Annotated in this window: 19 protein-coding genes, 1 tRNA gene and 1 riboswitch; of the genes, 6 read left to right on the top strand and 14 right to left on the bottom strand. The window is 48.5% G+C overall.

The window, feature by feature from the left end; genetic code table 11:
• The first annotated feature begins 100 nt into the window (after positions 1-100).
• Complete coding sequence (locus DBY95_RS05605; RefSeq protein WP_159068467.1) at positions 101-514, top strand: type IV pilin protein; 414 nt, start codon at positions 101-103, stop codon at positions 512-514.
• Between the two features lie 67 nt (positions 515-581).
• Here the strand turns inward: DBY95_RS05605 and DBY95_RS05600 are convergent, their stop codons facing one another.
• The 7 genes from DBY95_RS05600 to metK form a co-directional block, all read right to left on the bottom strand.
• Positions 582-1406 carry an undecaprenyl-diphosphate phosphatase gene (locus tag DBY95_RS05600; protein WP_107723649.1) on the bottom strand — a complete coding sequence of 275 codons (825 nt, stop codon included), beginning with the start codon at positions 1404-1406 and terminating at the stop codon, positions 582-584.
• Positions 1407-1450: 44 nt separating this feature from the next.
• Positions 1451-2092 (bottom strand): thiol:disulfide interchange protein DsbA/DsbL, encoded by a 642-nt coding sequence (locus tag DBY95_RS05595; protein WP_107723680.1) that lies wholly within the window; start codon positions 2090-2092, stop codon positions 1451-1453.
• A gap of 11 nt (positions 2093-2103) precedes the next feature.
• A complete protein-coding gene (locus tag DBY95_RS05590) occupies positions 2104-3210 on the bottom strand; it encodes an SPOR domain-containing protein (protein WP_107723648.1) in 1107 nt (368 codons plus the stop codon).
• Positions 3211-3364: 154 nt separating this feature from the next.
• Entirely contained in the window at positions 3365-4861 is a 1497-nt protein-coding gene (locus DBY95_RS05585; RefSeq protein WP_107723647.1) for a YifB family Mg chelatase-like AAA ATPase, read from the bottom strand.
• Positions 4862-4874: 13 nt separating this feature from the next.
• Complete coding sequence (locus DBY95_RS05580) at positions 4875-5195, bottom strand: accessory factor UbiK family protein (protein WP_003684455.1); 321 nt, start codon at positions 5193-5195, stop codon at positions 4875-4877.
• Between the two features lie 124 nt (positions 5196-5319).
• Positions 5320-6387 (bottom strand): DUF1176 domain-containing protein, encoded by a 1068-nt coding sequence (locus tag DBY95_RS05575; protein WP_107723646.1) that lies wholly within the window; start codon positions 6385-6387, stop codon positions 5320-5322.
• A 171-nt stretch (positions 6388-6558) separates the two neighbouring features.
• On the bottom strand, positions 6559-7728 hold the full coding sequence (gene metK, locus DBY95_RS05570; protein ID WP_049351011.1) for a methionine adenosyltransferase: 1170 nt from the start codon (positions 7726-7728) through the stop codon (positions 6559-6561).
• 173 nt (positions 7729-7901) lie between these two features.
• Positions 7902-8012: riboswitch (SAM-I-IV-variant riboswitch) on the bottom strand.
• A gap of 108 nt (positions 8013-8120) precedes the next feature.
• On the opposite strand from metK, the gene DBY95_RS05560 reads away from it, so the two are divergent.
• A complete protein-coding gene (locus DBY95_RS05560; protein ID WP_107723645.1) occupies positions 8121-9002 on the top strand; it encodes a lysophospholipid acyltransferase family protein in 882 nt (293 codons plus the stop codon).
• A 48-nt stretch (positions 9003-9050) separates the two neighbouring features.
• On the opposite strand, the gene DBY95_RS05555 is transcribed toward DBY95_RS05560, so the two are convergent.
• A tRNA-Pro gene (locus DBY95_RS05555) sits at positions 9051-9127 on the bottom strand.
• 199 nt (positions 9128-9326) lie between these two features.
• On the opposite strand from DBY95_RS05555, the gene recC reads away from it, so the two are divergent.
• On the top strand, positions 9327-12626 hold the full coding sequence (gene recC / locus DBY95_RS05550; RefSeq protein WP_107723644.1) for an exodeoxyribonuclease V subunit gamma: 3300 nt from the start codon (positions 9327-9329) through the stop codon (positions 12624-12626).
• A 3-nt stretch (positions 12627-12629) separates the two neighbouring features.
• Entirely contained in the window at positions 12630-13136 is a 507-nt protein-coding gene (locus DBY95_RS05545; RefSeq protein ID WP_107723643.1) for a thioredoxin family protein, read from the top strand.
• 76 nt (positions 13137-13212) lie between these two features.
• Here DBY95_RS05545 and DBY95_RS05540 read toward each other — a convergent pair whose 3' ends face one another.
• The 3 genes from DBY95_RS05540 to DBY95_RS05530 form a co-directional block, all read right to left on the bottom strand.
• Complete coding sequence (locus tag DBY95_RS05540) at positions 13213-13668, bottom strand: GNAT family N-acetyltransferase (protein ID WP_004521061.1); 456 nt, start codon at positions 13666-13668, stop codon at positions 13213-13215.
• Between the two features lie 187 nt (positions 13669-13855).
• Positions 13856-15025 (bottom strand): lipopolysaccharide assembly protein LapB, encoded by a 1170-nt coding sequence (gene lapB / locus DBY95_RS05535; protein ID WP_003684462.1) that lies wholly within the window; start codon positions 15023-15025, stop codon positions 13856-13858.
• Between the two features lie 25 nt (positions 15026-15050).
• The gene (locus DBY95_RS05530) at positions 15051-15374 is read right to left on the bottom strand and encodes a LapA family protein (RefSeq protein ID WP_107723642.1); all 324 of its coding nucleotides are present in this window, start codon (positions 15372-15374) and stop codon (positions 15051-15053) included.
• A 213-nt stretch (positions 15375-15587) separates the two neighbouring features.
• On the opposite strand from DBY95_RS05530, the gene ilvE reads away from it, so the two are divergent.
• A complete protein-coding gene (gene ilvE, locus DBY95_RS05525; protein ID WP_049344435.1) occupies positions 15588-16586 on the top strand; it encodes a branched-chain-amino-acid transaminase in 999 nt (332 codons plus the stop codon).
• A 1094-nt stretch (positions 16587-17680) separates the two neighbouring features.
• A complete protein-coding gene (locus DBY95_RS05515) occupies positions 17681-19921 on the top strand; it encodes a right-handed parallel beta-helix repeat-containing protein (protein ID WP_107723679.1) in 2241 nt (746 codons plus the stop codon).
• A 92-nt stretch (positions 19922-20013) separates the two neighbouring features.
• On the opposite strand, the gene metE is transcribed toward DBY95_RS05515, so the two are convergent.
• The 3 genes from metE to iscX form a co-directional block, all read right to left on the bottom strand.
• Positions 20014-22290 (bottom strand): 5-methyltetrahydropteroyltriglutamate--homocysteine S-methyltransferase, encoded by a 2277-nt coding sequence (gene metE, locus DBY95_RS05510; RefSeq protein WP_107723640.1) that lies wholly within the window; start codon positions 22288-22290, stop codon positions 20014-20016.
• Positions 22291-22379: 89 nt separating this feature from the next.
• Positions 22380-23261, bottom strand: coding sequence for a methylenetetrahydrofolate reductase (metF, locus tag DBY95_RS05505; protein ID WP_049323818.1), 882 nt, complete (start codon positions 23259-23261; stop codon positions 22380-22382).
• Between the two features lie 171 nt (positions 23262-23432).
• Positions 23433-23630, bottom strand: coding sequence for a Fe-S cluster assembly protein IscX (gene iscX / locus DBY95_RS05500; protein WP_003682097.1), 198 nt, complete (start codon positions 23628-23630; stop codon positions 23433-23435).
• Between the last annotated feature and the right edge of the window lie 206 nt (positions 23631-23836).

Raw genomic sequence — 23836 nt, 5'->3', positions numbered from 1 at the left:
AGATAAAGGGAATAAAGATATGTACTCAAAGGCATTTAACGGAAAACGGAATAGGGCAACTGTGCAGAGGGGGTATTCTTTGATACAGCTGTTGGTGGTGATGCTGTTGGTTTCGATATTGGCGACGGCTGCCTTTACGGTCTATCGGGAATCGGTCCGCTCGGCCAACCTGCGTGCAGCGCATGCCGCGCTGCTGGAAAATGCGCGCTTTATGGAGCAGTTCTACGCGAAAAAGGGCAGCTTTAAGCTGACGTCGACGAAGTGGCCGGAACTGCCGGTGAAGGAGGCGGGCGGTTTCTGTATCAGGATGAGCGGTCAGGCTAAGGGCATCCTGGAGGGTAAGTTTACCTTGAAGGCGGTGGCGCTGGATAGGGAAGCGGAGCCGAGGGTGCTGCGTTTGAACGAGTCGCTGACGGCGGTGGTATGCGGGAAGATGAAGGGGAAGGGCAGCTGTACGGACGGTGAGGAGATATTTAGGGGCAATGATGCGGAGTGTAAGCCTTTTATGGGGTGACAATAGAGTGGAAAGGAGATAAGAAAGTAAAAAGGACGTGCACAGGCACGTCCTTTCGGGAAAGGGGTTATTCACTCCAGCTGACCCAGCCCAGCATCCAAGTAAGGAGAATCAGACCACCAAATACAATACGGTAGTAGGCAAAAGGCACATAGTTTTTACTGGAGACAAATTTCAGCAAAGCTTTTACTGCCAATAAACCGGCGATAAATGCAGCGATAAAACCGATAGCAATTTGTCCGACATCTTGCAAGGTAAAGAGTTTGTAGTTTTTTAAGATGTCGTAACCTGTTGCCGCAATCATCATTGGCACAGCAAGGAAAAATGAAAATTCGGTAGCCGTTTTACGTTCCAGTCCCCACAACATACCGCCCATAATCGTACTGCCTGAACGTGATGTACCAGGGATAAGGGCGCAAATTTGGGCGCATCCTACAACAAATGCGTCAATTGGGCGCATATCATCGACATGGTTGACTTTAGGTTTGGCTTTTGTTTGGCGTTTTTCAACCCATAAAATGAAGAAGCCACCTAATACCAGCATGGTAGCAACGGTAATCGGGTTGAAAAGATGTAATTTAATTTGTTTACTGAATAAGAGGCCAACAACCGCAGCAGGTATGAAGGCAATAAATAAATTCAGTACAAAGCGATTGGCTGTCCGTTCTTTACCGAGTCCTTTTATGATATGGGTAAATCGTTGGCGATATTCGAATACGACGGCTAATACGGCACCGAGTTGGATAGCAATTTCAAATACTTTTCCGTTGCTTTGAAAGTTCATTAAGTCACCGAATACAATCAAGTGACCGGTACTTGAAATAGGGAGGAACTCGGTTAAACCTTCGATAATACCGAGAATAAGTGCTTTAAATAAAATCAGAATGTCCATAAGTTTTCAGACGGCCTTGAGGCCGTCTTTCTTTTGTTGAATAGTTAAAGTGGTTTTGAGGATTGTTCGCGACGGACTTTGACGATGAGGTCATCTATGGTTTTCATACCGACTTTCCAGTCGCTACCATTGAAATTGACTTTGTATTTACCACCGACGATGACAGTTGGTGTGTTTTCAATTCGATAAGTTTCCGTCAATTGCTGCATTTTTGCAGCAGCCGACGCGGCAGCAGGGCTATTGTAGGCTTGAAGCAGTTTTTGACTGTCAAAACTTGTCTGTTTACCAACCCATGATCGGAATACATTTGCATCAGCCAGGTTGATTTTTTGTTCGTAAACTGCTTTGAAGATGACTGGATTGGCCTGATATTTTAAACCTGAAAGATTGACGGCAGCGGCTACTTTGGCCAAGCCTAACATTTCAGGCATCCAAACGACGTGTTCTGTCCGTAAGGAAACATCTTTGGCAAAGGTTTTGCTGTGTTGCAACAAAACGGGATCGAGATGGTAACAATGGACGCAGAAGTAGCCAAAAAATTCTAGCACTTCAATTTTTCCGGCTTGTTGCTGCGGAATAGGGCGACTGAGGACAGTATAGTCCACGCCCTCGGTAGCAGCCTGCGCACTCAGACTGAGCAGGCTCAGGCTGAGTGCGGAAATGGTTTGTTTTATATGCTGCTTCATCAGTGATTCCATTATTTGCTAGAACGAATCAAGCTGTTGATATTATGGCCTTGCAGGTTTTTTTGCAGTTTTACAGCGGCTTCCTGCGGCATGGTATTACTTTGAACTCGGTAAATGGTTTTGTCGCCGTTTTGCGATTCAACCACTTTGGAAGAAACACCTAAAATAGCTAGTTTTGCACGTTGTGAGTCTGCGCTGGAGCGGTCTGCATATGAACCAAGTTGCAGGAAGGCTTTTTTACCGCTGTTCACAGCTGCTTCGGCTTTTTCTGCTGACTGTTTACTTGCAGTGTTGCTGCTTTCTTTTGTTGTAGAGGCATTTGCTGCTTTACGTGCTTTTTCGATGCTGCCGCTGTTGAGGATTTGCTCAGGTGTCGGCTTGTTTTGTTTTTTGACTTCGGCTGCTTTTTTCTCAGCCAATTTGCGCTCGGCACGCTCTTTTTGTTTGTCGGTCAGTTGGTCGGCTGCTTTTTTATCTTTTGCAGTTTTATCAGTAGCTTCTTTTTCAGCTTTGGCTTTTTCTGCGCGTTTTTTCTCTAATTCGGCTTTTTTCTCGGCCAGTTTTTTCTTGGTGGCTTCTTTTTCTGCTTCCGTTTTTGCGGCTTTTTCTTTGGCTTCACGTTCGGCTTTGTCGACGGCAGTTTTGTCTGCTCTTTCTTTGGCTTCGCGTTCGGCTTTGTCGGCGGCGGCTTTTTCAGCTTTTTCTTTAGCTTCGCGTTCGGCTTTTTCTGTTTCAGCTTTATCCGCTTTTTCTTTGGCCTCGCGATCGGCTTTTTCCTGAGCCTCTTTTTCTGCTTGAGCTTTCTCTTCAGCTTCTTTGGCAGCCTTTTCAGCCGCTTCTTTTGCTTTGGCTTCTTTCTCCGCCGCTTCTTTTTCAGCTTTGGCTTTTTCTTCATCTGCTTGGCTGGACGAGTTGTCGGTAGCTGGGCGTTTCTCTGCTTTGTCCTGAGGTTTCAGGATTTCAGGTTCTTCGCTTTGTTTAGGCTGAGTCAGCTCTTTGAAAACGTTTTGGTTGCCTTGGTTCAAGAAGAACAAAATACCGGCAATAATACCTGTTGCCAGTATCAGGCCGAAAAAGAAACCGGCCAAGCCTTTGCCATATTGTGTAGATTTTTTCATGACTTACCTTGTAATAATGTGTTCAGACGGTCTGAAGGGAGACTGTCTGAGTTTGGATTCGATATTTTATCAATAACCGTTATGGACGGCAAAATCCTGATGCTTTGTTTACTCTAGTTTTACTTAAACATAAAGATTCAGGCCGTCTGACAAGTTAAAGGGCGCGACGGAAGCCGATGGCTTTCATCACATGGGTTTTGCTGACTTCTTCATCACCCGCCAAATCGGCCAGCGTACGGGCGACGCGCATGATGCGGTGGAAACTTCGGGCGGAAAGGGACAGTTTTTCGAGCATAGTTCCCAAGGCTTCTTGCGCTTCTTTTTGAATACGAGCTTTGCCATCGAGCTCGCCGACACTCAGTTCTGCATTGACTTTGCCTTGTCGGTTGTATTGGATTTTGCGTGCGGCGGTAACGCGTTCCAATACGGTAGCACTGGATTCGCCTGCTTCCTGTTGCATCAACTCGGCAGCGGAAAGGCTGGGTACTTCGATGGTTAAATCAATACGGTCGAGCAATGGCCCTGAAATTTTGTTGCGGTAGCGGGCAACGCTTTCAGGCGTGCAGCGGCAAGGTTTGGATGGATGACCAAGATAGCCGCAAGGGCAGGGGTTCATGGCGGCGACAAGTTGGAACTTGGCTGGATAAACTGCTTGGCGTGCGGCGCGGGAAATATGGATTTCGCCGTTTTCCAAAGGTTCGCGCAACACTTCTAATACTTTACGGTCAAACTCGGGCAATTCGTCTAAAAACAACACACCGTGATGTGCCAATGAAATTTCGCCCGGACGCGGGTCTGAACCACCACCTACCATGGCAGCCGAGCTGGCGCTGTGATGAGGGCTGCGGAAAGGGCGGTTACTGTCGAGTTGCTGTTGATGGTTGGGTAGGAGCGAACGCAATGCCCATACTTCGACTAATTCGTCTTCGGTCAAAGGCGGAAGGATGCCGGGCAAACGTTGCGAAAGCATGGATTTGCCCGTACCCGGCGGACCCATCATCAGCAGGCTGTGTCCGCCTGCCGCTGCGATTTCCAAAGCAAGGCGGGCGGTATGCTGGCCTTTAACATCAGCTAAATCAGGAATTTTACTTTGTTCAGACGGCCTTTGTGGCAGTTTGCATTCGGTTTGTGTCAACGGTTCGATGCCGTTTAAATGGGCGGCCACTTCACCCAAAGAACGCGCTCCATAAACCGCGATACCGCGCATAACGGCAGCCTGTTCGGCATTTTCTTGCGGCAATACAAACGAACGGCCTGCCTGCATTCCCTGCCATGCCATGGCCAGTGCACCGCGCACGGGACGCAGCAGGCCGGATAGCGCCAATTCTCCGGCAAACTCATATTGGGAGAGCTTTTCAGGATTGATTTGTCCCGATGCGGCAAGAATGCCTAAGGCAATCGGCAAATCGAAACGGCCGGATTCTTTTGGGAGGTCGGCCGGTGCGAGGTTGACGGTAATTTTCTTGGCGGGAAAGTCGAAGCCGCTTTGGATAATGGCGGCACGCACACGGTCGCGGCTTTCTTTAACTTCAGTATCGGGCAAACCGACGATATTGAAATGTGGCAAGCCGTTGGCAAGGTGGGCTTCCACTTCGACCAACGGCGCATTCATGCCGCTTAAGGCGCGGCTGTAAACCAAAGCAAGCGACATGTTTCAGACGGCCTTATTCGGCAGCTTCAGTTTGTTGTTTGATTTCGGCAACAGCTTCTTCTGCAGCAGCTTCGGCCGCTTTCAAAGCAGCTTCTTCAGGCTCTTGAGCGGCTTCGAGTTTGGCCAAACGGGCTTCCAATTCAGCCAGTTTGGTACGGGTTTTAATCAAAACCTGTTGTTGGATGTCGAATTCTTCGCGGGTCACCAAATCCATGCGGTTGAATGCGCTGCCGAGCATGGCTTTAACGTTTTTTTCCATGTCTTTGGCAGGGCTGTTGGCGATGGTTTCGCTGATTTTGGAGCTGACTTCTTCAAAAAGTTGTTTGCCGAACATAATCCGTATCCTTTATTCAGAATGTATATAGAAATTCAAGTGGCTATTGTATAAGGAAAAAGGCCGTCTGAAAACGGGAATTTTGAGACGGCCTTTGCTTTCTATCGTAAATATTCCGTGTATTTTAACGTTCAACACGGGCTTCAAAAATAGACATCAGCCAAGCGCCGCCTGTGAAGCCTTTGCATGAGCCGGTGGTGTGTTCCTCACTGCGGACAAACGTTTTACCGTCCCACACCGCTGCATTGCCAGACCAGCAGTCGCCGATCCCTCGGCCTTTGAAGCTGCCGCTAAGGGTGGCTGTTTTCTCATCGAATCCGCCGTGACCGCCGTATGTCATTGGCGGCAGCACTTGTTCGATTTTGGTTAATTCTTTGTTGGCAATGGCATAGTAGCCGCCGGTTTGATAGGCTCCGCCGATACAGATGGCCTCTACCAATACTTGTTGTTTGTTGAGCGGATAAATACTTAGGCTGCGATTCCAATCCATGTGCTCTTTATCATGCAGGGCGGGGCAGTAATTGTCATCGTCAGTGGGAGCATAGTTGTTGCTGTCTCGCAGCAGTTTCATGACGGCATTGTGGCGCGACGTGTTTTGCTCCAGCGTATCGCTTGCTTTTTGTAGTACGGCAACGGCACGGATAACGGGTTTGGGTTGAGGATTGAGGACTGCCTGATTGCTGTTGCCTTTGCGTATCAGCGCGGAAGGTGTGTTCAGACGGCCTTGGAATTCATCCGCTTTCAACATTGCCGCCGCTGCGCCTTTGTCGGACAAATGCCATTCATATTTTCCAGATCGGATGCTGATTTTGCTCTCTTTTTTCAATGCTTCGAGTAAGGCACTGGTTTGCGCGCTGCTCAATTTGCCTTGGCCTTTTTTGTTCAACGCCAATTTGCCCAGTGATTTACCGTTCAATACTAATTCGTTGCGGGTTGCAATGCTGGCGAGTTGTGTGTCATCGTCATTAAATGACAGCAAGGAAACTTCGCCAATTACGGCGGCATTCGCCCCTGCTTGTCGGGTAAACAGGATAGAAACCGGCGGTTCTGTTTCATCTGCCTGATATCCGGCAAGACGGCAGGTGCCGGTATTGTCGCAAGCAATGTCCCAGTCTTTGTAATTTTGATAAAAGCCTTGAGGCGGAGCAGCCAGTGCGGTGGCAGGCAAAACAGCCAGCAGCCATTTTTTCATGATGTATGCTTTCAGTTTTATTTATGTAGATTCACAAGGAAAGCATAGCAATCCAAAATTTCATTGCACTGTTTTTGTGAAAATACGATGTGTCGTTCGTAAAAAGGTTTTGAATATTTAGATGTAAAAAGGCCGTCTGAAACTCCCGTTCAGACGACCTTTATTGTTTTTCTACACGCCTGCGGCTGCTTTCAATGCGGCTGCTTTGTCGGTGCGCTCCCAAGTAAATTCAGGCTCCTCGCGGCCGAAGTGGCCGTAGGCGGCGGACTTGCTGTAAATCGGGCGCAGCAGGTCGAGCATTTGGACGATGCCTTTAGGACGCAGGTCGAAATGTTCGCGAACCAGGGCAATCAGTTTTTCTTCGCTGATTTTGCCGGTACCGAAAGTATCGATGGAAATCGAAGTCGGTTCGGCAACGCCAATGGCGTAGGAAACTTGGATTTGGCATTGGGTTGCCAAACCGGCGGCTACGATGTTTTTCGCAACATAGCGGCAGGCGTAAGCGGCGGAACGGTCCACTTTGGACGGGTCTTTGCCGGAGAATGCGCCGCCGCCGTGCGGAGCTGCGCCGCCGTAGGTATCGACGATGATTTTACGGCCGGTCAAACCGCAGTCGCCTTGCGGGCCGCCGATAACGAAGCGGCCGGTCGGGTTGATCAGGTATTTGGTTTCGTCGGTCAGCAGTTCAGACGGCAGAACCGGTTTGATGATGTGTTCGATCACGGCGTTTTTCAGCTCTTCGTAGCCGATAGACGGATCGTGCTGGGTAGACAGGACGACGGTGTCGATGCGTTTTACTTTACCGGTTTCGCTGTCGTAAACCACGGTCAGTTGGGCTTTGGCATCAGGGCGCAGCCAAGGCAGGCGGCCGTCTTTGCGCAATTCGCTTTGGCGTTGCATCAGGCGGTGGCTGTAATAGATGGCAAACGGCATCAGGGTAGGGGTTTCGTCGCAGGCATAGCCGAACATCAAACCTTGGTCGCCCGCACCTTGGTTCAGGTCGATGCCTTCGCCTTCGTTCACGCCTTGGGCGATGTCCGGAGATTGTTGGTCGTAGTACACGCCAACTGCGCAGCCGTTGGCGTCAAAGCCCAGCTCGGAGGAGTTGTAACCGATGCGTTTGATGGTTTCGCGTGCGACTTTGATGTAGTCCACTTGGGCAGTGGTAGTAATTTCGCCTGCCAATACGCACAAGCCTGTGTTAACCAAGGTTTCTGCGGCGACACGAGCTTTGGGGTCTTGTGCCAAGATGGCATCCAAAATCGCATCGGATACTTGGTCGGCAACTTTATCCGGATGGCCTTCGGATACCGATTCGGAAGTAAACAGATATTCGCTCATTGCTATTCTTTCATTAAAAACAGGCTGCTGTGTTTTCAGACGGCCTTTTATTTCGGACAGCGGAAATCATAACAAAAACTCCGCTTTTTCTCTATACAAGTGAGAAATATTCGCACTTGCCTGCTGTTTCGGAATCCTGTTGCACGTTTCTTACAGGCAAAAAAATTCCCGCATTAAGCGGGTTTGGATTGCTCTGGCGAGCCACATCGGTTTTTCAACCGTCCACCTTACCTTTCCGTTTGAAAAGCAGGTTGGCATGGAATTCCCAACTCTTAATGCAGCGCGGATAGTAGCAGAAAAGCAGGTGTGCCGCAATATATTTGCCCGAAGTCTGTTTTGTTCAGACGGCCTGTTTCGTTTACAATCTGTCCACTTCATTTTGGTAAAACCTTATGCAAACGCTTGTTACCTTTGTTTTTAAATTTTTGGCCGCGCTGCCTTTGGCTTGGTTGCACAAATTAGGCAACCTACTCGGCAGTTTGGGTTTCCGCGTGCTGTCGAAAGATCGCCGGCGGGTATTCGAAAACATGAAACTTGCCGGATTGAACCCGACGGACGAGGCGGTAAAAAAAGTTTTTCGTGAAACGGCAAAAGGTGGCTTGGAATTGCCGGTGGCGTTTTTCAGACGACCTGAGGAAATTGAAAACCTGTTTGTCAGCGTCAATGGTTGGGAACATGTTCAGACGGCCTTGAGCGCGGGTGAAGGTTTGCTGTTTATCACGCCGCACATCGGCAGCTATGATTTGGCGGGCCGCTACATCAGCCAGCAACTGCCGTTTCCGCTGACGGCGATGTACAAACCGCCTAAAATCAAGGCTTTTGATGCGGTGATGCAGGCAGGGCGCGTGCGCGGCAAAGGCAAGACTGCGCCGACCAGTATTCAGGGCGTCAAACAAATCATCAAAGCGCTGCGCGGCGGCGAAGCGACCATTGTGTTGCCGGATCATGTGCCGTCTCCGGAAGAAGGCGGCGACGGCGTGTGGGTAGACTTTTTCGGCAAACCTGCCTACACCATGACGTTGGCGGGCAAGCTGGCGCAAGTCAAAGGCGTAAAGGCTTTGTTTTTCTGCGGCGAGCGTTTGCCCGACGGCAAAGGCTTTGTCCTGCACATCGAGCCTTTGCGCGGCGAATTGAACGGCGATAAGGAGAACGACGCGCGCGTGATCAATGAAAATACCGAATATTGGATACGCCGTTTTCCGGAACAATATTTGTTTATGTACAACCGCTACAAACATCCGGAAGGCGCGCCGTTGCCGCCGCCGGAAGTATAGGCTTGCCGAATGTAAAAAACCTGCTTGGACTCAAGCAGGTTTTGTATTTGGTCGGAATGAGAGGATTCGAACCTCCGACCCCTTCGTCCCGAACGAAGTGCGCTACCGGGCTGCGCTACATTCCGAATGTGGGAAATTATAGGATAGGAGAAGCCGGTTTGTACAGGGGTCGATAAATAATTAATAATTGGCTGCCGATGGGTTTGTTTTAGGCCGTCTGAAGCGATGTGTTTCAGACGGCCTGTGTTTTTGTTTGCCGCTTCTGCTGAAGCATTTGTCCTAATGGCATTATAATGTGGGCAATTGTTTTTTAGATTGTCTGTTATGTTTTATCTTTATCAGTCCGACCGTTTGGAAGCGCTTGCCGAAATGTGCGCGCATATTCATCAGGCCTTGCCCTTGGATTCTGTATTGGCGCAGGAAGAAGTGGTGGTGCAGAGCCAGGGGATGCGGCGTTATCTGAATGTGTTTTTTGCGCGCAAACTCGGCGTGGCGGCGAATTTGAAGTTCAGCCTGCCTGCCGGTTTGGCGTGGCAGCTGATGCGTAAATTGGTTCCCGATGTGCCGCCGCTCAGTCCGTTTTCGCCTGAAGTTATGCGCTGGCGTTTGCTGGATTTGTTCCGCAGCGAAGCGTTTCAGACGGCCCCAGAATACGAAAACGTGCGCTTGAAGCTGGAAAGTTATTTGCACAGCTCGGCATCGGCGGATTATCAGCTTGCCGGACAGATGGCGGATATTTTCGACCAATATTTGGTGTACCGTCCGGATTGGATTGATGCGTGGCAGGCTGGGAAGCTGCTGGGTTTGGGCGATGATGAGGATTGGCAGGCGCGGCTGTGGCGCTATTTGGACGATGGCAGCCAATCTGCGCCGCACCGCGTGGCCTTGTGGGAAAAGCTGTTGGCGCAGTTGGATAAATCGGTCTTGCCGCAAAGGTTGTTCGTATTCGGTATTTCGACAATGGCGCCGATGTATCTGCAACTGCTGCACCAAATTTCCAAGCATTGCGATGTTTTTGTGTTCGCGCTCAACCCAAGCAGCCAATATTGGGGCGAGGTCATCGACGAGGCGCAGATTTTGAAAAGGGGCGATGAGGCGGATTTGTCGCAGGCAGGGCATCCGCTGTTGGCTTCTTTGGGCAAGCAGGGACGCGATTTCTTTGATTTTCTGTCGGAAGTGGAAACCGAGCAGGATATTCAGGTTTATGAAGAGGGAAAAGACGATACCTTGTTGCATTGCCTGCAAAACGATATCCAAAACTTAATCATGCCGTCTGAACGCTTGTATCAACAGGAAGAAAGCGAAGTAGGCGCGCAGTCGGCTTTGGTTCAGGTTCACGATGCGGATGGCAATCCAGTGAGTGTCGAGCCGGACAAATTGTTGAATGACGGCTCCATTAAAATCGTCGCGGCCCACAGCCCTTTGCGCGAATTGCAGATTTTGAAAGAAGAGCTGTCGCTGGTGTTGCAAAAAAATCCCGACTGGCAGCCGCACGATATTGCCGTGTTGACACCGAACATTGAGCCGTACAGCCCGTTTATCGAAGCTGTTTTCGGACAGGAGCAGGCAGGCAGCCAGGCTTTGCCGTATTCGATTTCGGATGTGAAGCTCAGCCGTCGTCAGCCGTTGCTGTATGCTTTGGCGCAAACTTTGGACTTGCTGGAAAGCCGGTTTGAAGTAGACAAGGTTTTGCCTTTGCTGGAAAGCCGGTTGGTGCTGCAACGCTTCGGTTTGAGCGAGGAAGATGTGCCACTGCTGCATGAGACTGTTGCCGGATTAAATGTGCATTGGGGTTTGGACCAAACCATGCGCGAGGGTAAAGACAACCTCTTTACTTGGCAGCAGGCGGTAGAGCGTTTGGCCTTGGGCTGGATGCTGCCTGAAGGCGGCAACGGTATGTGGCAGGGAGTGAGCGCGTGGCATAGCAATGTCAACCAGTTGGACGTGTTCAGCGGTTTTGCCGAATTTGTCCGTACTTTGGCCGATATGGCGGCGCAATGGCAAGAGCCTGCCAATGTGGAAAGCTGGGTGCAGCGTTGTCGAGATTTGCTGGAGAAAATGTTTGCTCCGGATACGGACGACCAATACGCCAAGCAACAGTTTGAGCAATCTTTGGCGAAATGGCAGGAAGAGGCCCAGTTGGCCGAATTTGACGGATTGTTGCCGTGTAAAACCGTTATCCGCCATATCCGCCGCTTTTTGGACAGCGAAAGCCAAGCCGGATTTTTGAGCGGTGGCATTACTTTTTGCAGTATGGTGCCGATGCGCAGCCTGCCGTTTAAAATGGTTTGCCTGTTGGGTCTGAATGACGGCGATTTTCCGCGCAATACCAAAGCGGCGGTGTTCGACCTGATTGCCAAACATCCGAAAAAAGGCGACCGCGCCCGCCGCGACGACGACCGTTATCTTTTCCTTGAAGCCTTAATCAGCGCACGTGAAATGCTGTATTTGTCTTATATCGGCCGCGATATACGCAATGATGCCGAGTTTGCGCCGTCTTCGTTAATCAGCGAGCTGCTGGATACCATTGCCGCCATGACGGGGAAAAGTGGGCGCGAGTTGTCGGAGAAATGGGTGAAACATTATCCGTTGCAGGCGTTTTCACGCCGTTATTTCCAAAAGGATGCGCTTTCAGACGGCCTCTTCAGTACGCGCCAAGATTACGCCGATGCATTGAACCAACCGTCAGCGGAAGCGCAGCCGTTTTTCTGTGAGGCCTTAAGTCAGGAAGAACCTGGCAAAACCATTCATCAGGGCGAGCTCGTCAGTTTTTGGCGCAATCCTGTCAAAGTTTGGCTGAAGAAAAATTTAAGCTGGGATCAGCCGTATCTGGACGGCGCATGGGAGTCTGCTGAACCGTTTGAACCGCAACATGAAGGTCGGATTGCCGATGCCTATTTGGATGCGCGGCGCAAAGGTGAAGATTTTGAAGATACGGCCATTCGGCTGAATGCAGAAAGTCTGATGCCGGTAGGCGAGTTGGGCGGTTTGTGGCAGAAGCAGTATCAGATATCTGCGAAAAACGTGGATGCCGAGTTGATACGCAGTAACAAAAGGCCGTCTGAACCTTATGAAGAATCCTTTGACGACTTGGTTTTACAAGGCACCATCAGCAATCTTTACGAATGCGGCCGCATTGTGTTCCTAAATCAAAAAGACAATGCGCCCAACCGCATTGCCCGTTTATTGGAGCATTTGATTTTTTGCGCCGTCGCCCCTAAATCCGTTGCAAACCGACAAACCTATATTGTCAGTTTGGGGCAGGCCGAAACCTATACCGCCATCGGGCAAGAGGCCGCGAGGGCACTTTTGAAAGAATGGTTGGTATATTTCCGAATTGGACAAAATACCCCCTTGCCGTTTTTTGCCAAAACCAGCCTTGCCGCTGCGGAGGAGTACAGCAAGAAAGAAGATTGGGATGCTGCCTTGAGAGAAGCCTATAAGGTTTTTAACGGCAATAAAATGAGCAAAGCGCAGAAAGAATATACCGAAGTGAAGTTGGTGTTTGGTCATTCGGATGAATCACCTCTTGATGAGCCGCTATTTGAAAATCTCGTCGTCAATCTGCTTGTGCCGCTTTTGACCGGCGTGGCAGGTAAAACCAATACAACAGAACAGGAGTAAAGCATGGCTACTTATGCAGAATATTTGGATTTTGATACCGAAGAAGACAAATTGAAACAGCAGCAACTCTATCAGGCGACCGAGCTGTCGGCGCAAACGGTAGCGGCGGTTAAAAAGATCATCCGTCCGCAAAACTGGCTGCTTGCCGCTTCACCATACTGCCCTGATTGCCGCGTGTTTGTGCCGTTTATTCAGAAAATGGCGGAGTTGAACCCCAATATCCGCGTCAACTATATTGCCCGAAACGATTTTGACGACAGCAGCCGTTTTGAGAATCCGTGCCAACAGGAAATCGTCCGCGCCAATCAAAAAATTCCTGCGCTGTTTTTGATGGGTCATGAAGAGGAAGGGCCTGTGTTTAACGAGTTTCCGCAAGTGGTGTTAAACCAAATTGCGGCAGATGAAACCCGTCGCACGGAATTGCGCGACGCGTACCGTGCCGGCGAGTTTAATGCCGATATTGAGGCTCAGGTTGTAGCGGCCTTGGCATGGGCAGAGCAGCGTTGTTGAGTAGATATTGTTGGTGTGTAAGACTATATTTTGAGCCACTTTGATAAAGGGGACAATTTCTAGTGTAATTTAGTTCTTACCTAGATTTTCTCATTATGTATTTACGTTCTGGAACTTCAATGGTTTGAACAATTTCAAATCCCTCTTTTTGGTAGAGGTCTCTAGCTATTTGATTTGACTCAAAAACCGTTAGGGAAATACTTTCTATTTCTTCATTTTCAAACATTTCTTGAAGAAAGTATTGAAAAGCTTTTCTACCTAATCCTTTTCCCTGCTTCTGTGGAGCTATGAGAAATCTTCCAATATGAAGATTTTTATCTTCTAGTTTGATTTTCTGGATGATGCCTACAAACTCTTCTCCAACAAAAATGGAAAAAATCCCTTCCATCTTTTGCAAGGATTGGGCAATCAAGGGATAAGAAATCTTTGGCCCCATCCATTGCTTCTGAAAACTTTCTCCCAAAGCATTAGACCACTGACAAATGAGTTGGGCATTTTCTAACTGAAGTCCTTTTTCAAAGTGAATTTTCATATTTGCTCCTAAAACTTCTCTTATATCCAACTATTATACTCTTTCTCATATTTTTTCCGAATAATTAAGTATGATTCAACTTTATTTTTTTCTTGTTGGAACGATTCTTGCTTCCTTTCTTTGCTTTGTAATAAAAAGGCCGTCTGAAAAGATTTCAGACGGCCTTTTTTTAATGCTTAACGCTTTATCAAATCTCGATTTTATTCGGCGTAAAGGTTTGCCATTTGTTGCAGGCTGGGCAGTGCCAGAAGAAGACTTGGGATTTGAAGTGGCAGTTGCGGCAGCGGTACATAACGCTTTTTTGCAGCTGGCGGCCGATAATGGAACGAATCATATCGGTATCGGCTTTCCACTCCGGATTCATACTGCTGAGTTTCAATCCAAGCAGGCGGTACACGCCGTTGAGGTCGGGTTTTTGGCGGACGAGTTCGACAGCGATTTGCGCCGCTTCGGTTTCGCCTTTGAGCAGCAGGGCCTTTTCGTAGATGACGTTGATCAGGTCAAGATCGGGAAAGGTTTGCATATAGCCGATGAGGCGGTTGAGGCCTTCTTCCTGTTTGCCTTGTGCGGCATAGGCTTCATAGAGTTTCTCGCCGACCATGCTCAAATAGGCATGGTTTTGCTGCTCGATGGCGGAATACGCTTCTACTGCGGCAGGGAAATTGCCCTGACGGTATTCGATGTCGCCAAGGATGATGTTGGCGCGCGTACATTTTTTGTTGGCTTCGAGTGCTTTGCCGATATTGTAGCGGGCGGCGTCGAAGTTGGATTTGAACAGCGCGGCTTGGGCGATTTCGCAATAGAACTGGGCGATTTCAAACTGGTAGGTCTGTTCGTCATGGCTCAAGAGCTGCGCCATTTCGATGGCTTTTTCCCAGTCGCGGTCTTGCTGGTAGATGCTCAAAAGGTGTTGGCGGGCTTCGCGTGCCATATCGCCTTCCTGCAAACCGAGGAAGATTTGTTCGGCACGGTCCACCAAGCCTGCGCTTTGGTAGTTTTGCGCCAATTCAAAAAGCACGCGCGCGCGTTTTTCGTTGACGGTGTCGGGCGAATCGAGCAGGGCGCGGTGCATATTGATGGCTTTGTCGTTTTCGCCGCGTTGGCGGTAGAGCTTGCCTAAGGTCAGGTTCAAATCGTATGACTGCGGCTGCTGGTCGATGACTTCCGCCAATTCGCGCGCGGCGCGGCCGCTGTTGCGGTCAACGAGGGCGTCAAGGCTTTTGTAAAAGCCGGCCGGTATGCTTTTGGCCTGTTTCAGGACGGTCTTCATATCGACGCGCGCGGCAAACCAGCCCATAGCGAAGAAAACGGGGAGGAGGACGATGGGCAGTAAGATGACCCACAATTCGTTGTCCATGGTATTCCTTTATTGATTGGTGGCGTTACGCTTTGGGAGTGGCTTCGGAAGTCGTTGCCGGTGTTTCGGTTTTGACTGGGGTCAGGTCTTTTTCGGAAAGGTGGGCGTGTTTTTTTACTTCGGCGCGCAGGCGGTTGTTTTCGCTGCGCAGGGACAGCAGACGGCCGAAGAGGGCAAACATACCGAACACGATACCGATAATAAATGCACCGAAAAGCACGACAATTAGCGGCAGATTGATGTTTTGGCCGGGCAGGTAGAAGAAGGATACGGTGTGGGTATTGGTAATGGCCAGCAGGAGGAAAACAAGAAGAATCAGGATTTTGATGATGGTATAGATGAGTTTCATGGGTTACTCCGGGTTGGCTGCGGTTGGGGCAGGCCGTCTGAAAAATGGTATCAGTTTAAACGATTTGCCGGATTTCGGATAGAACGGCATGTTTCAGACGGCAGGGGAGATGGTGTCTTTATGCTGACGGGTACTTGTCAAACCCATATTGAAAGGCGTATTGTTCAGTCTTTAGTTATTATCTTACAAATCAGAATAAGAAAGGCAATCATCATGAGCAGACCAGTCCCAGCCGTATTCGGCAGCGTTTTCCACGCTGAAATGCCCGTTATCGCTTATCGTGAAGGTAAATGGCAACCGGTAGAATGGCAATCTTCCAAAGACCTGACACTCGCCCCCGGCGCACATGCTTTGCATTATGGCAGCGAATGTTTTGAAGGTTTGAAGGCATTCCGTCAGGCAAACGGCAAAATCGTGATGTTCCGCCCGACTGCTAACATCGCGCGTATGCAGCAAAGCGCAGATATTCTGCACCTACCGTGTCCTGAGACAGAGGCTTATTTGAATGCTTTGATCGAATTGGTCAAACGTTCCGCCGAGGAAATCCCTGATGCGCCTGCCGCTTTGTACCTGCGTCCGACTTTGATCGGTACCGACCCTGTGATCGGCAAAGCCGGTTCTCCTTCCGAAACAGCCTTGCTGTACATTCTGGCTTCTCCTGTCGGCGACTATTTCAAAGCCGGTTCGCCCGTTAAAATCTTGGTGGAAACCGAACATATCCGTTGCGCCCCACATATGGGTCGTGTGAAATGCGGCGGCAACTACGCTTCCGCCATGCCTTGGGTATTGAAAGCCAAAGCAGAGCATGGTGCAAACCAAGTATTGTTCTGCCCGAATGGCGACGTTCAGGAAACCGGCGCGTCTAACTTTATCCTGATTAACGGCGATGAAATCATTACCAAACCGTTGACAGACGAATTCCTGCACGGCGTTACCCGTGATTCCGTGCTGACTGTTGCCAAAGATTTGGGCTACACTGTTACCGAGCGCAACTTTACTGTCGACGAGCTGAAAACTGCGATTGAGAATGGTGCGGAAGCGATTCTGACCGGTACGGCTGCGGTCATTTCTCCGGTAACTTCTTTCGTGATTGACGGCAAAGAAATCGAAGTGAAAAGCCAAGAGCGCGGTTACGCAATCCGTAAGGCGATTACCGACATTCAATACGGTTTGACAGAAGACAAACACGGCTGGTTGGTCGAAGTTTGTTGAATAGAACGCATTTAATAAAAAAAAAGGCCGTCTGAAATATTTTTTCAGACGGCCTTTTTTTATTGGTTTTTAGATGGTGAAAGCAATAATAAAATACTAAATTTTGCAAATAAACGGTAGTATTTTAAGATAATCGGTATATAATGAATAGTCATGTTGTAAAAATACATATTGGAAATATCGAATTTTATTGATTTTTCGATGAAGTTAAAAACAGTTATAGATATTTATTCTGTATATTTTGTAAATTTAGTTAAATAGGGAATGCTAAAAACATATCGTGTTAGAATTTCCCTCCTTTTTGGCTTCGCGGGATTCACTCTGTCAAGTCAAAAAGGAAAAAGATGCAAGATAAAACCATTTTTATTTTGCTATAAAAATCAAAAATAACTTAACTTTGGATGAACTAATCAATTAAAAAGGGACTCTGATACATTTCCGTCAAAAATAACCGGATACATGGTGCGCGGACAGATTGCCTATAAAAGTCATCCAAGGGTTCTGTCTAAACACCATTACCGTTTCCAATTAGAAAACCGGCAGAAGGGGAAACGCTGCCGAGTTTCTCAAAGTGGCCAGCTTCAGTTTGGCCTTTATACAGGCAATTGCTGTTACGACAGAATCCGTCTTACCTCTTTATTCAATCGAACTTTTTTGTTGCACGCTTGTGCGGTGGGAAAGAACGATATTTGATACAAGGAAATACGCTGATTATGTCACATAAACTTGCTCCTCTTGGCCGTACCCATATCCGTCACGGCTCCTCAACTCCTGAAACCACTTCCAAATCATCTTCTCCGCTAAAAGAATGGATACACACTCAAAATTGGGGGGATAGTCCGTCGGTTTTTCCAGAACCCAAGCAATTAAGCGGTAAAAATACTGTAACGAGAGAGGCGGTTCATGTAGCTGAGGCAGAAAGATTGGACAGCACTTCATCATCTTCAGACGGTCTTGTGACAAAAATGCATGTCGCACGAGCCAGCGTTGCTTCTGTAAGCAGCGTTTCCAGTAAAAACACCATTGCGCCTAAAGTAACAAATAAACCTGCCGCTACCGATAAAGCAACGGCAGCCAAACCAGTCAATAAATCGATGGAAAAAGTCCTGGCTGAAAGGCAAAAAATTTACGAAGAGGCTAAAGCAAAAAAAATAGCCGAAGCCGCCGCAGCTAAAGCAAAGGCGGTTGAGCGCGCAAAAGAAGCGCATAAAGCGGCAGTCGAAAAAGCGATTGAAGAGCGTAAAGCCAAACAAGAAGCCGCCCGCAAAGAGAAAGAGGCAGAAGACAGAATTGCCGAAGGAAAAGAAACAGTTGAAATTGCGCATAAAAAGAATCTGAAGGATTCAGACGGCCATGACAAAATAGCGGGCGTTTCTTCCGGCAAAAAAGCAATCAATAGTCACGACGGACACCTCAGTTCGGGTAAAGCAAACAAAATTGACGATCATGCCGAAGGCAGGGTAAGTCTATCTGGAAAATACCGCGTGTATGAATCCAAAGAGTACGGTAATTACATCCGCGTGAATGATTTTGGTGCCGATGCACAGGGTAAGAAAGACAGCCTTCAGGCATTTAAAGCAGCTTTAGAGGCGGCGCACAAAGAAAAAGCCATGGTTTTCTTGGATGGTACTTACTATATTTCCAATCAGATTGTGATGGATAAAACCGTCTCCGGCGCGCGTGGCTTGTTTGGTTCGGGGATGGGCAAAACCAAGGTAACGTTTGATAAGGCGCAGACGGGTGTGTTCAATCCGGACACCAACCATGATGACATTCGCCAATTTGCCGGTATCTTGATTGATGGGCAAAACAATAAAACCATTGCCGACTTGTCGGTTCAATATACCAACCCTGATTTTTACCGCAAAGGCTTAAGCTATTTTGGCAAGGTAAACGGCATTTTAGTGAACGATGCGGACAATACTTTAATCAGCAAAGTAGAGGTTTCCGGTGCCAATCGTGCTGGTGTGATGTTTACGTCAACCGCTTCTTTGGAAACGGAAAAAGGTCAAAAACTGACCTTTAAAGCGCGCGTACAAAGCGGCGAAATTGATGAAAAATACGAAGCGCTGCCTTTGGGTGAAAACAACCGTATTGTTGATTCGTATCTACACCACAACCGCGTTGCCGGTGCGCTGATCGGTTTCCAACAAAACTTTATCGGCGAGGGCAACCGTTTGGATTGGAACGGCCACGAAGCGGATGGCGGGACAGGGTACGGTATGGCCGTGGCTGCCGGTAGCTACAATTACGGCATCACATACCGTAAAAACACGACCGACCATAACTACCGCAAGGGTTTGGATGTGCACGATGGTACAGGCATTGTCATTGAAAACAATGTGTTAACGGGTGACCGGCTATATGGTATTGTTGCCTACAACCGCCAGTTTTCTATGGATAAAGTCAAAATTACCGGCAATACCATTATTCAAGATCCGAGCTTCCGTTTGAATGTTGATGATGACTTGGGCAAGTACTACCACATGTATTCAGGTATTCAGGTGCAAACCAATACCCAATACAGAGATTTGCACTCGGCTGACAAAGGCTATTTTGATATCAGCGATAATGTCATTAAAAATCTGACGGTTTATCAAAACAATATTCAGACCTACGCGATTGAGTTCCGTAACCATGAAAGCAAAATGGATTACACGCTCAATATGGCAAACAACAAGATCAGCGGCGAATCCACCAAATATCTGATTGCCGTCATCAACGATACCTATGACCGCGTTTTATCTAAAAACGGCATGGGCAGCGGTACCATTACCATCAGCGGCAATGACGCCGATATCGGCAAGATCATGAAAGGCGCAGTACCGGTTTATGTGGAAGAACACCATGGTAATGTCGCTATGCATGGGGCGGTAACGATTCACAACAACAAAATTTCCGTGCGTGAAGAATCTGCCGGCTATGTCGAATTTGCTTATTTAAAGAGCAATGCTAAAGAGTACAACATCACCAATAATACATTGAAACTTGGCGGTAATTTGAATGATGCTTTGATAGACGTACACAGTACCAACCCTAAGGGTAAGGCATCTTTAAATGTGGCCAACAACAAAATCCTGACGGACATTAAAGGCAAGTTGTATGATTCATGGCTGCGCTTTGAAAATGACATCAACACGTATTCTGAAGGCAATAGCCATAACGGCGCAGCACTGAAAAAAGTGAATACGACCGACAGTAAAGTGGCATTGAGCGATATTTTGTCAGAAGCCAACCATATTGTTGAAACGACTAAAGAGACTGTGTATCACCATACTCAGAACGTGTATACATCAGGAGTGGAAGAACATCATACAACGACAGGGATTTTGTAAGTTGTTGAAGTCGTAATCTTTATGTTTTAAATATTGATAAATAAAAAAAGGCCGTCTGAAAATTTTCAGACGGCCTTTTCATCTAACTCACATTATTTAGCCAGTTCGGCACGCAATTTGTGGGTTACGTTCATCATCACTTGGAGTTGTTCCAGAGTTTCTTTCCAGCCACGTGTTTTCAGGCCGCAGTCTGGGTTTACCCACAGACGTTCAACCGGTACAACCTCGATGGCTTTGCGCAACAGGTGCTCAACTTCAGCTTCAGTCGGTACGCGTGGGCTGTGGATGTCGTAAACGCCCGGGCCGATGTCGTTCGGGTATTTGAACTCGCCGAATGCAGTCAAGAGCTCCATGTCGGAACGTGAAGTTTCGATGGTGATGACGTCAGCATCCATAGCGGCGATGGCAGGCAGGATGTCGTTGAACTCAGAGTAGCACATATGAGTGTGGATTTGGGTGCTGTCTTCGCAACCGGTAGAGGACAGGCGGAACGATTCGCCGGCCCAGTTCAGGTAGGCATCCCAATCGGCACGTTTCAAAGGCAGACCTTCGCGGATGGCAGGTTCGTCGATTTGGATGACTTTGATGCCTGCTTTTTCCAGATCCAATACTTCGTCGTTCAGGGCCAGTGCGATTTGTTTGCACACGGTAGAGCGAGGAATATCGTTGCGAACGAAAGACCATTGCAGAATGGTGACAGGGCCGGTCAACATACCTTTCATCGGACGTTTGGTCAGGCTTTGTGCGTAAGTAGACCAAGCGACAGTCATGGCTTCAGGACGGCTTACGTCACCGAAGATGATAGGTGGTTTAACGCAGCGTGAGCCGTAGCTTTGTACCCAGCCGTATTGGGTGAATGCAAAACCGCTCAACAATTCGCCGAAGTATTCAACCATGTCGTTACGCTCGGCTTCGCCGTGTACCAGTACGTCCAAGTCCAGTTTTTCTTGCTCTTCAACCACCAAGGCGATTTCTTTTTTCATCGCGGCTTCGTAATCGGCGGCAGACAGTTCGCCTTTTTTGAAGGCTGCGCGTGCTTGGCGGATTTCGGTAGTTTGTGGGAAAGAACCGATGTTGGTAGTCGGCAATAGAGGCAGGTTCAACCATGCTTGTTGCGCTTTGATACGGTCGGCAAATGGAGATTTGCGTTGGTCTGCGTTGGCAGGCAGGTCGGCAAGGCGTTTGGCAACGTCTGCACGGTGGATTTCGCTGCTGTTGGCGCGTGAGTCGGCGGCAGCTTGGCTGGCAGCCAGTTCTTCGGCAACAGAATCGCGACCTTCGTTCAATGCGGCTTTCAGAACGCGCAATTCTTGGGTTTTTTGCAGGGTAAATGCCAACCAAGAGTACAGGTCAGGTTTGTTGGCTTTCAGTTTTTCTTCAACTGACAAGTCAAATGGAGTGTGCAGCAGAGAGCAAGAGCTGGAGATCCACAAACGGTCGCCCAGTTTGGCTTGCAGAGGCTCAACAGTTTCCAAAACTTTGTTCAGGTTGGCGCGCCAAATGTTGCGGCCGTCGATAACGCCGGCAGACAGAACTTTGTCGTAGTCGGCAAATGCGTCCAATTGCTCAGGAGCGCGTACCAAGTCGATGTGCAGGCCGTCAACAGGCAGGGATTTCAGTAAAGCAGCATGTTCGGCAACAGAACCGAAGTAAGTGCTCAACAGGATTTTGGCGTTTACTTTGCTCAAAGTGGTGTAAACGTCTTTGTATGCTTCTACCCATTCTTTTGGCAGGTCGACAGCCAAAGCAGGCTCATCGATTTGAATCCACTCGGCACCGGCTTCAACCAAGGCAGTCAGGATTTCAACGTAAACAGGCAACAGTTTAGGCAACAGGCTCAGACGGTCGAATTCGACAGCGCCTTTTTCTTTACCTACCCACAGGAAAGTCAATGGGCCGACGATGGTCGGTTTGGCTTTCAGGCCCAAAGCTTGGGCTTCTTGCAGTTGTTGAACGTAGTGTTTGGCGTTGGCTTTGAATTCGGTATCGGCGTGGAATTCAGGCACCAAGTAGTGGTAGTTGGTGTCGAACCATTTGGTCATTTCGATAGCGAATTGGTCTTTGTTACCACGCGCCAGTTGGAAGAATTGTTCCAAAGACAGGTTTTGGCTGTCGAAGCCGAAACGGGCAGGGATGGCACCGGTGGCAACTTGCAGGTCGAGGATGTGGTCGTAGAAAGTGAAATCGCCTACGGCAACGTAATCGGCGTTGGCAGCAGCTTGGTGTTTCCAGTTTTTCTCGCGCAAGTCTTTAGCAACAGCCAGCAATTCTTGCTCGCTGATTTCTTTGCGCCAGTATTTTTCTTGTGCGAATTTCAATTCGCGGAAGGCACCGACGCGCGGGAAGCCTGAAAAATGCAATGTTGTCATGTTAACTCTCCTAGTTGGAATTTTGAATCAGGCCGGTATGGCCTGAATGTTCGATATTGTAAATCAGAATGGGGAGGCCGTCTGTTTTATTAACGGGGGCGCACACCCAAAATATGGCAGATGGCGTAAGTCAGTTCGCTGCGGTTGAGGGTGTAGAAGTGGAAGTCTTTGACACCTTCGCGAGAGAGGACTTTGACCATGTCGATGGCGATGCTGGCGGCAACAAGGTTGCGCGTGCCTTGGTCGTCATCCAAACCTTCGTACATTTTAGACAGCCAGCTTGGGATTTTGACATTAGTCACTTGGGCCATTTTGGTCAATTGTTTGAAATTGGTTACGGGCAGGATGCCGGGAACAATTTCAACGTCAATGCCCATCATCACGCAACGGTCGCGGAAGCGCAGATAGCTTTCCACGTCGAAGAAGAATTGGGTAATAACGTGGTTTGCACCCGCATCAATTTTGCGTTTCAGATTGATTAAGTCGGCTTGTGCGGATTTGGCTTCCGGGTGCACCTCTGGATAGGCCGCTACGGAAATATCAAAGTCGGCAACGGAGCGCAACAGTTTGACCAAATCTTCGGCATAGAAAGGTTTTTTCTCGTAGCCGGGCGGCTCGTCGCCACGCAGGGCGACAATGCGGCGGATACCGCTGTCCCAATAATCTTTGGCGATTTGGCGCAACTCGTCAGGGCTGGCGTCGATACCGGTCAGGTGGGGGGCTGCGTCAAGGCCGGTTTCTTGTTTGATGCGTTTAACGATACTGTGTGTGCGGTCGCGTTCGCCGGAGTTTGCACCGTAGGTTACGGAAACGAATTTCGGATGCAAGGTTTGCAGGCGATGGATGGAATCCCACAGCATGGTTTCCATTTGTTCGTTTTTCGGCGGGAAAAATTCGAACGAAACATTGATGTCGCCTTTTAAATCTGAAAGGCTGTTGTTTAAAGCGGCGATTTCTCGAGCGTGATTCATGGTTATGCACCTTCTGCATATCTTTTATTTGTTGTCAGACTGCATAATAAATTTGAGGTTGGTATGAGTCAATTTCGAAATTTTCCGAAATTGTATGAATAGATTTAATAAAGACCTCAGGTCGTCTGAAAAACTGCCTGAGGTCTTGTTTGATAGGGAAGGGAGGAAAGATTATTCTGCTTCATCTATCCATGCTTGTTGCACGGCTTCGAGAATACGCTCGCCGCAACGCGCCGGATCATCGTCAAATTCAGGCAGAGCCATAATCAAATCACGCAGTTGGGTGAAACGTACGGTTTTCGGGTCGATGCTGTCGCCGTGTAAGTCGTAGAGTTCTTCGGCGATGCGTTGGGTATCTGTCCATTTCATGATGTGTTCCTTTATTGGGTTTGGGCTATTAGTAATTATTTTAATCAAGAAGAAGTCGGACTGCCAGATTGTTTTACGGAAGATGGGCAGATAAATAATGATGTTATTTTTTAACAAAATAGCATATTTGCGTTAAAATACGGCAAGACACTTAAAACTTACGGCATATTCTCTTTGAATCTGCCGTTTTACACTTTCTATTCCGC

Origin of the sequence: Neisseria subflava, from assembly GCF_003044935.1 — a bacterium.
Lineage (GTDB): Bacteria > Pseudomonadota > Gammaproteobacteria > Burkholderiales > Neisseriaceae > Neisseria > Neisseria subflava_E.
This window is presented reverse-complemented; position numbering and strand designations above follow the sequence as displayed.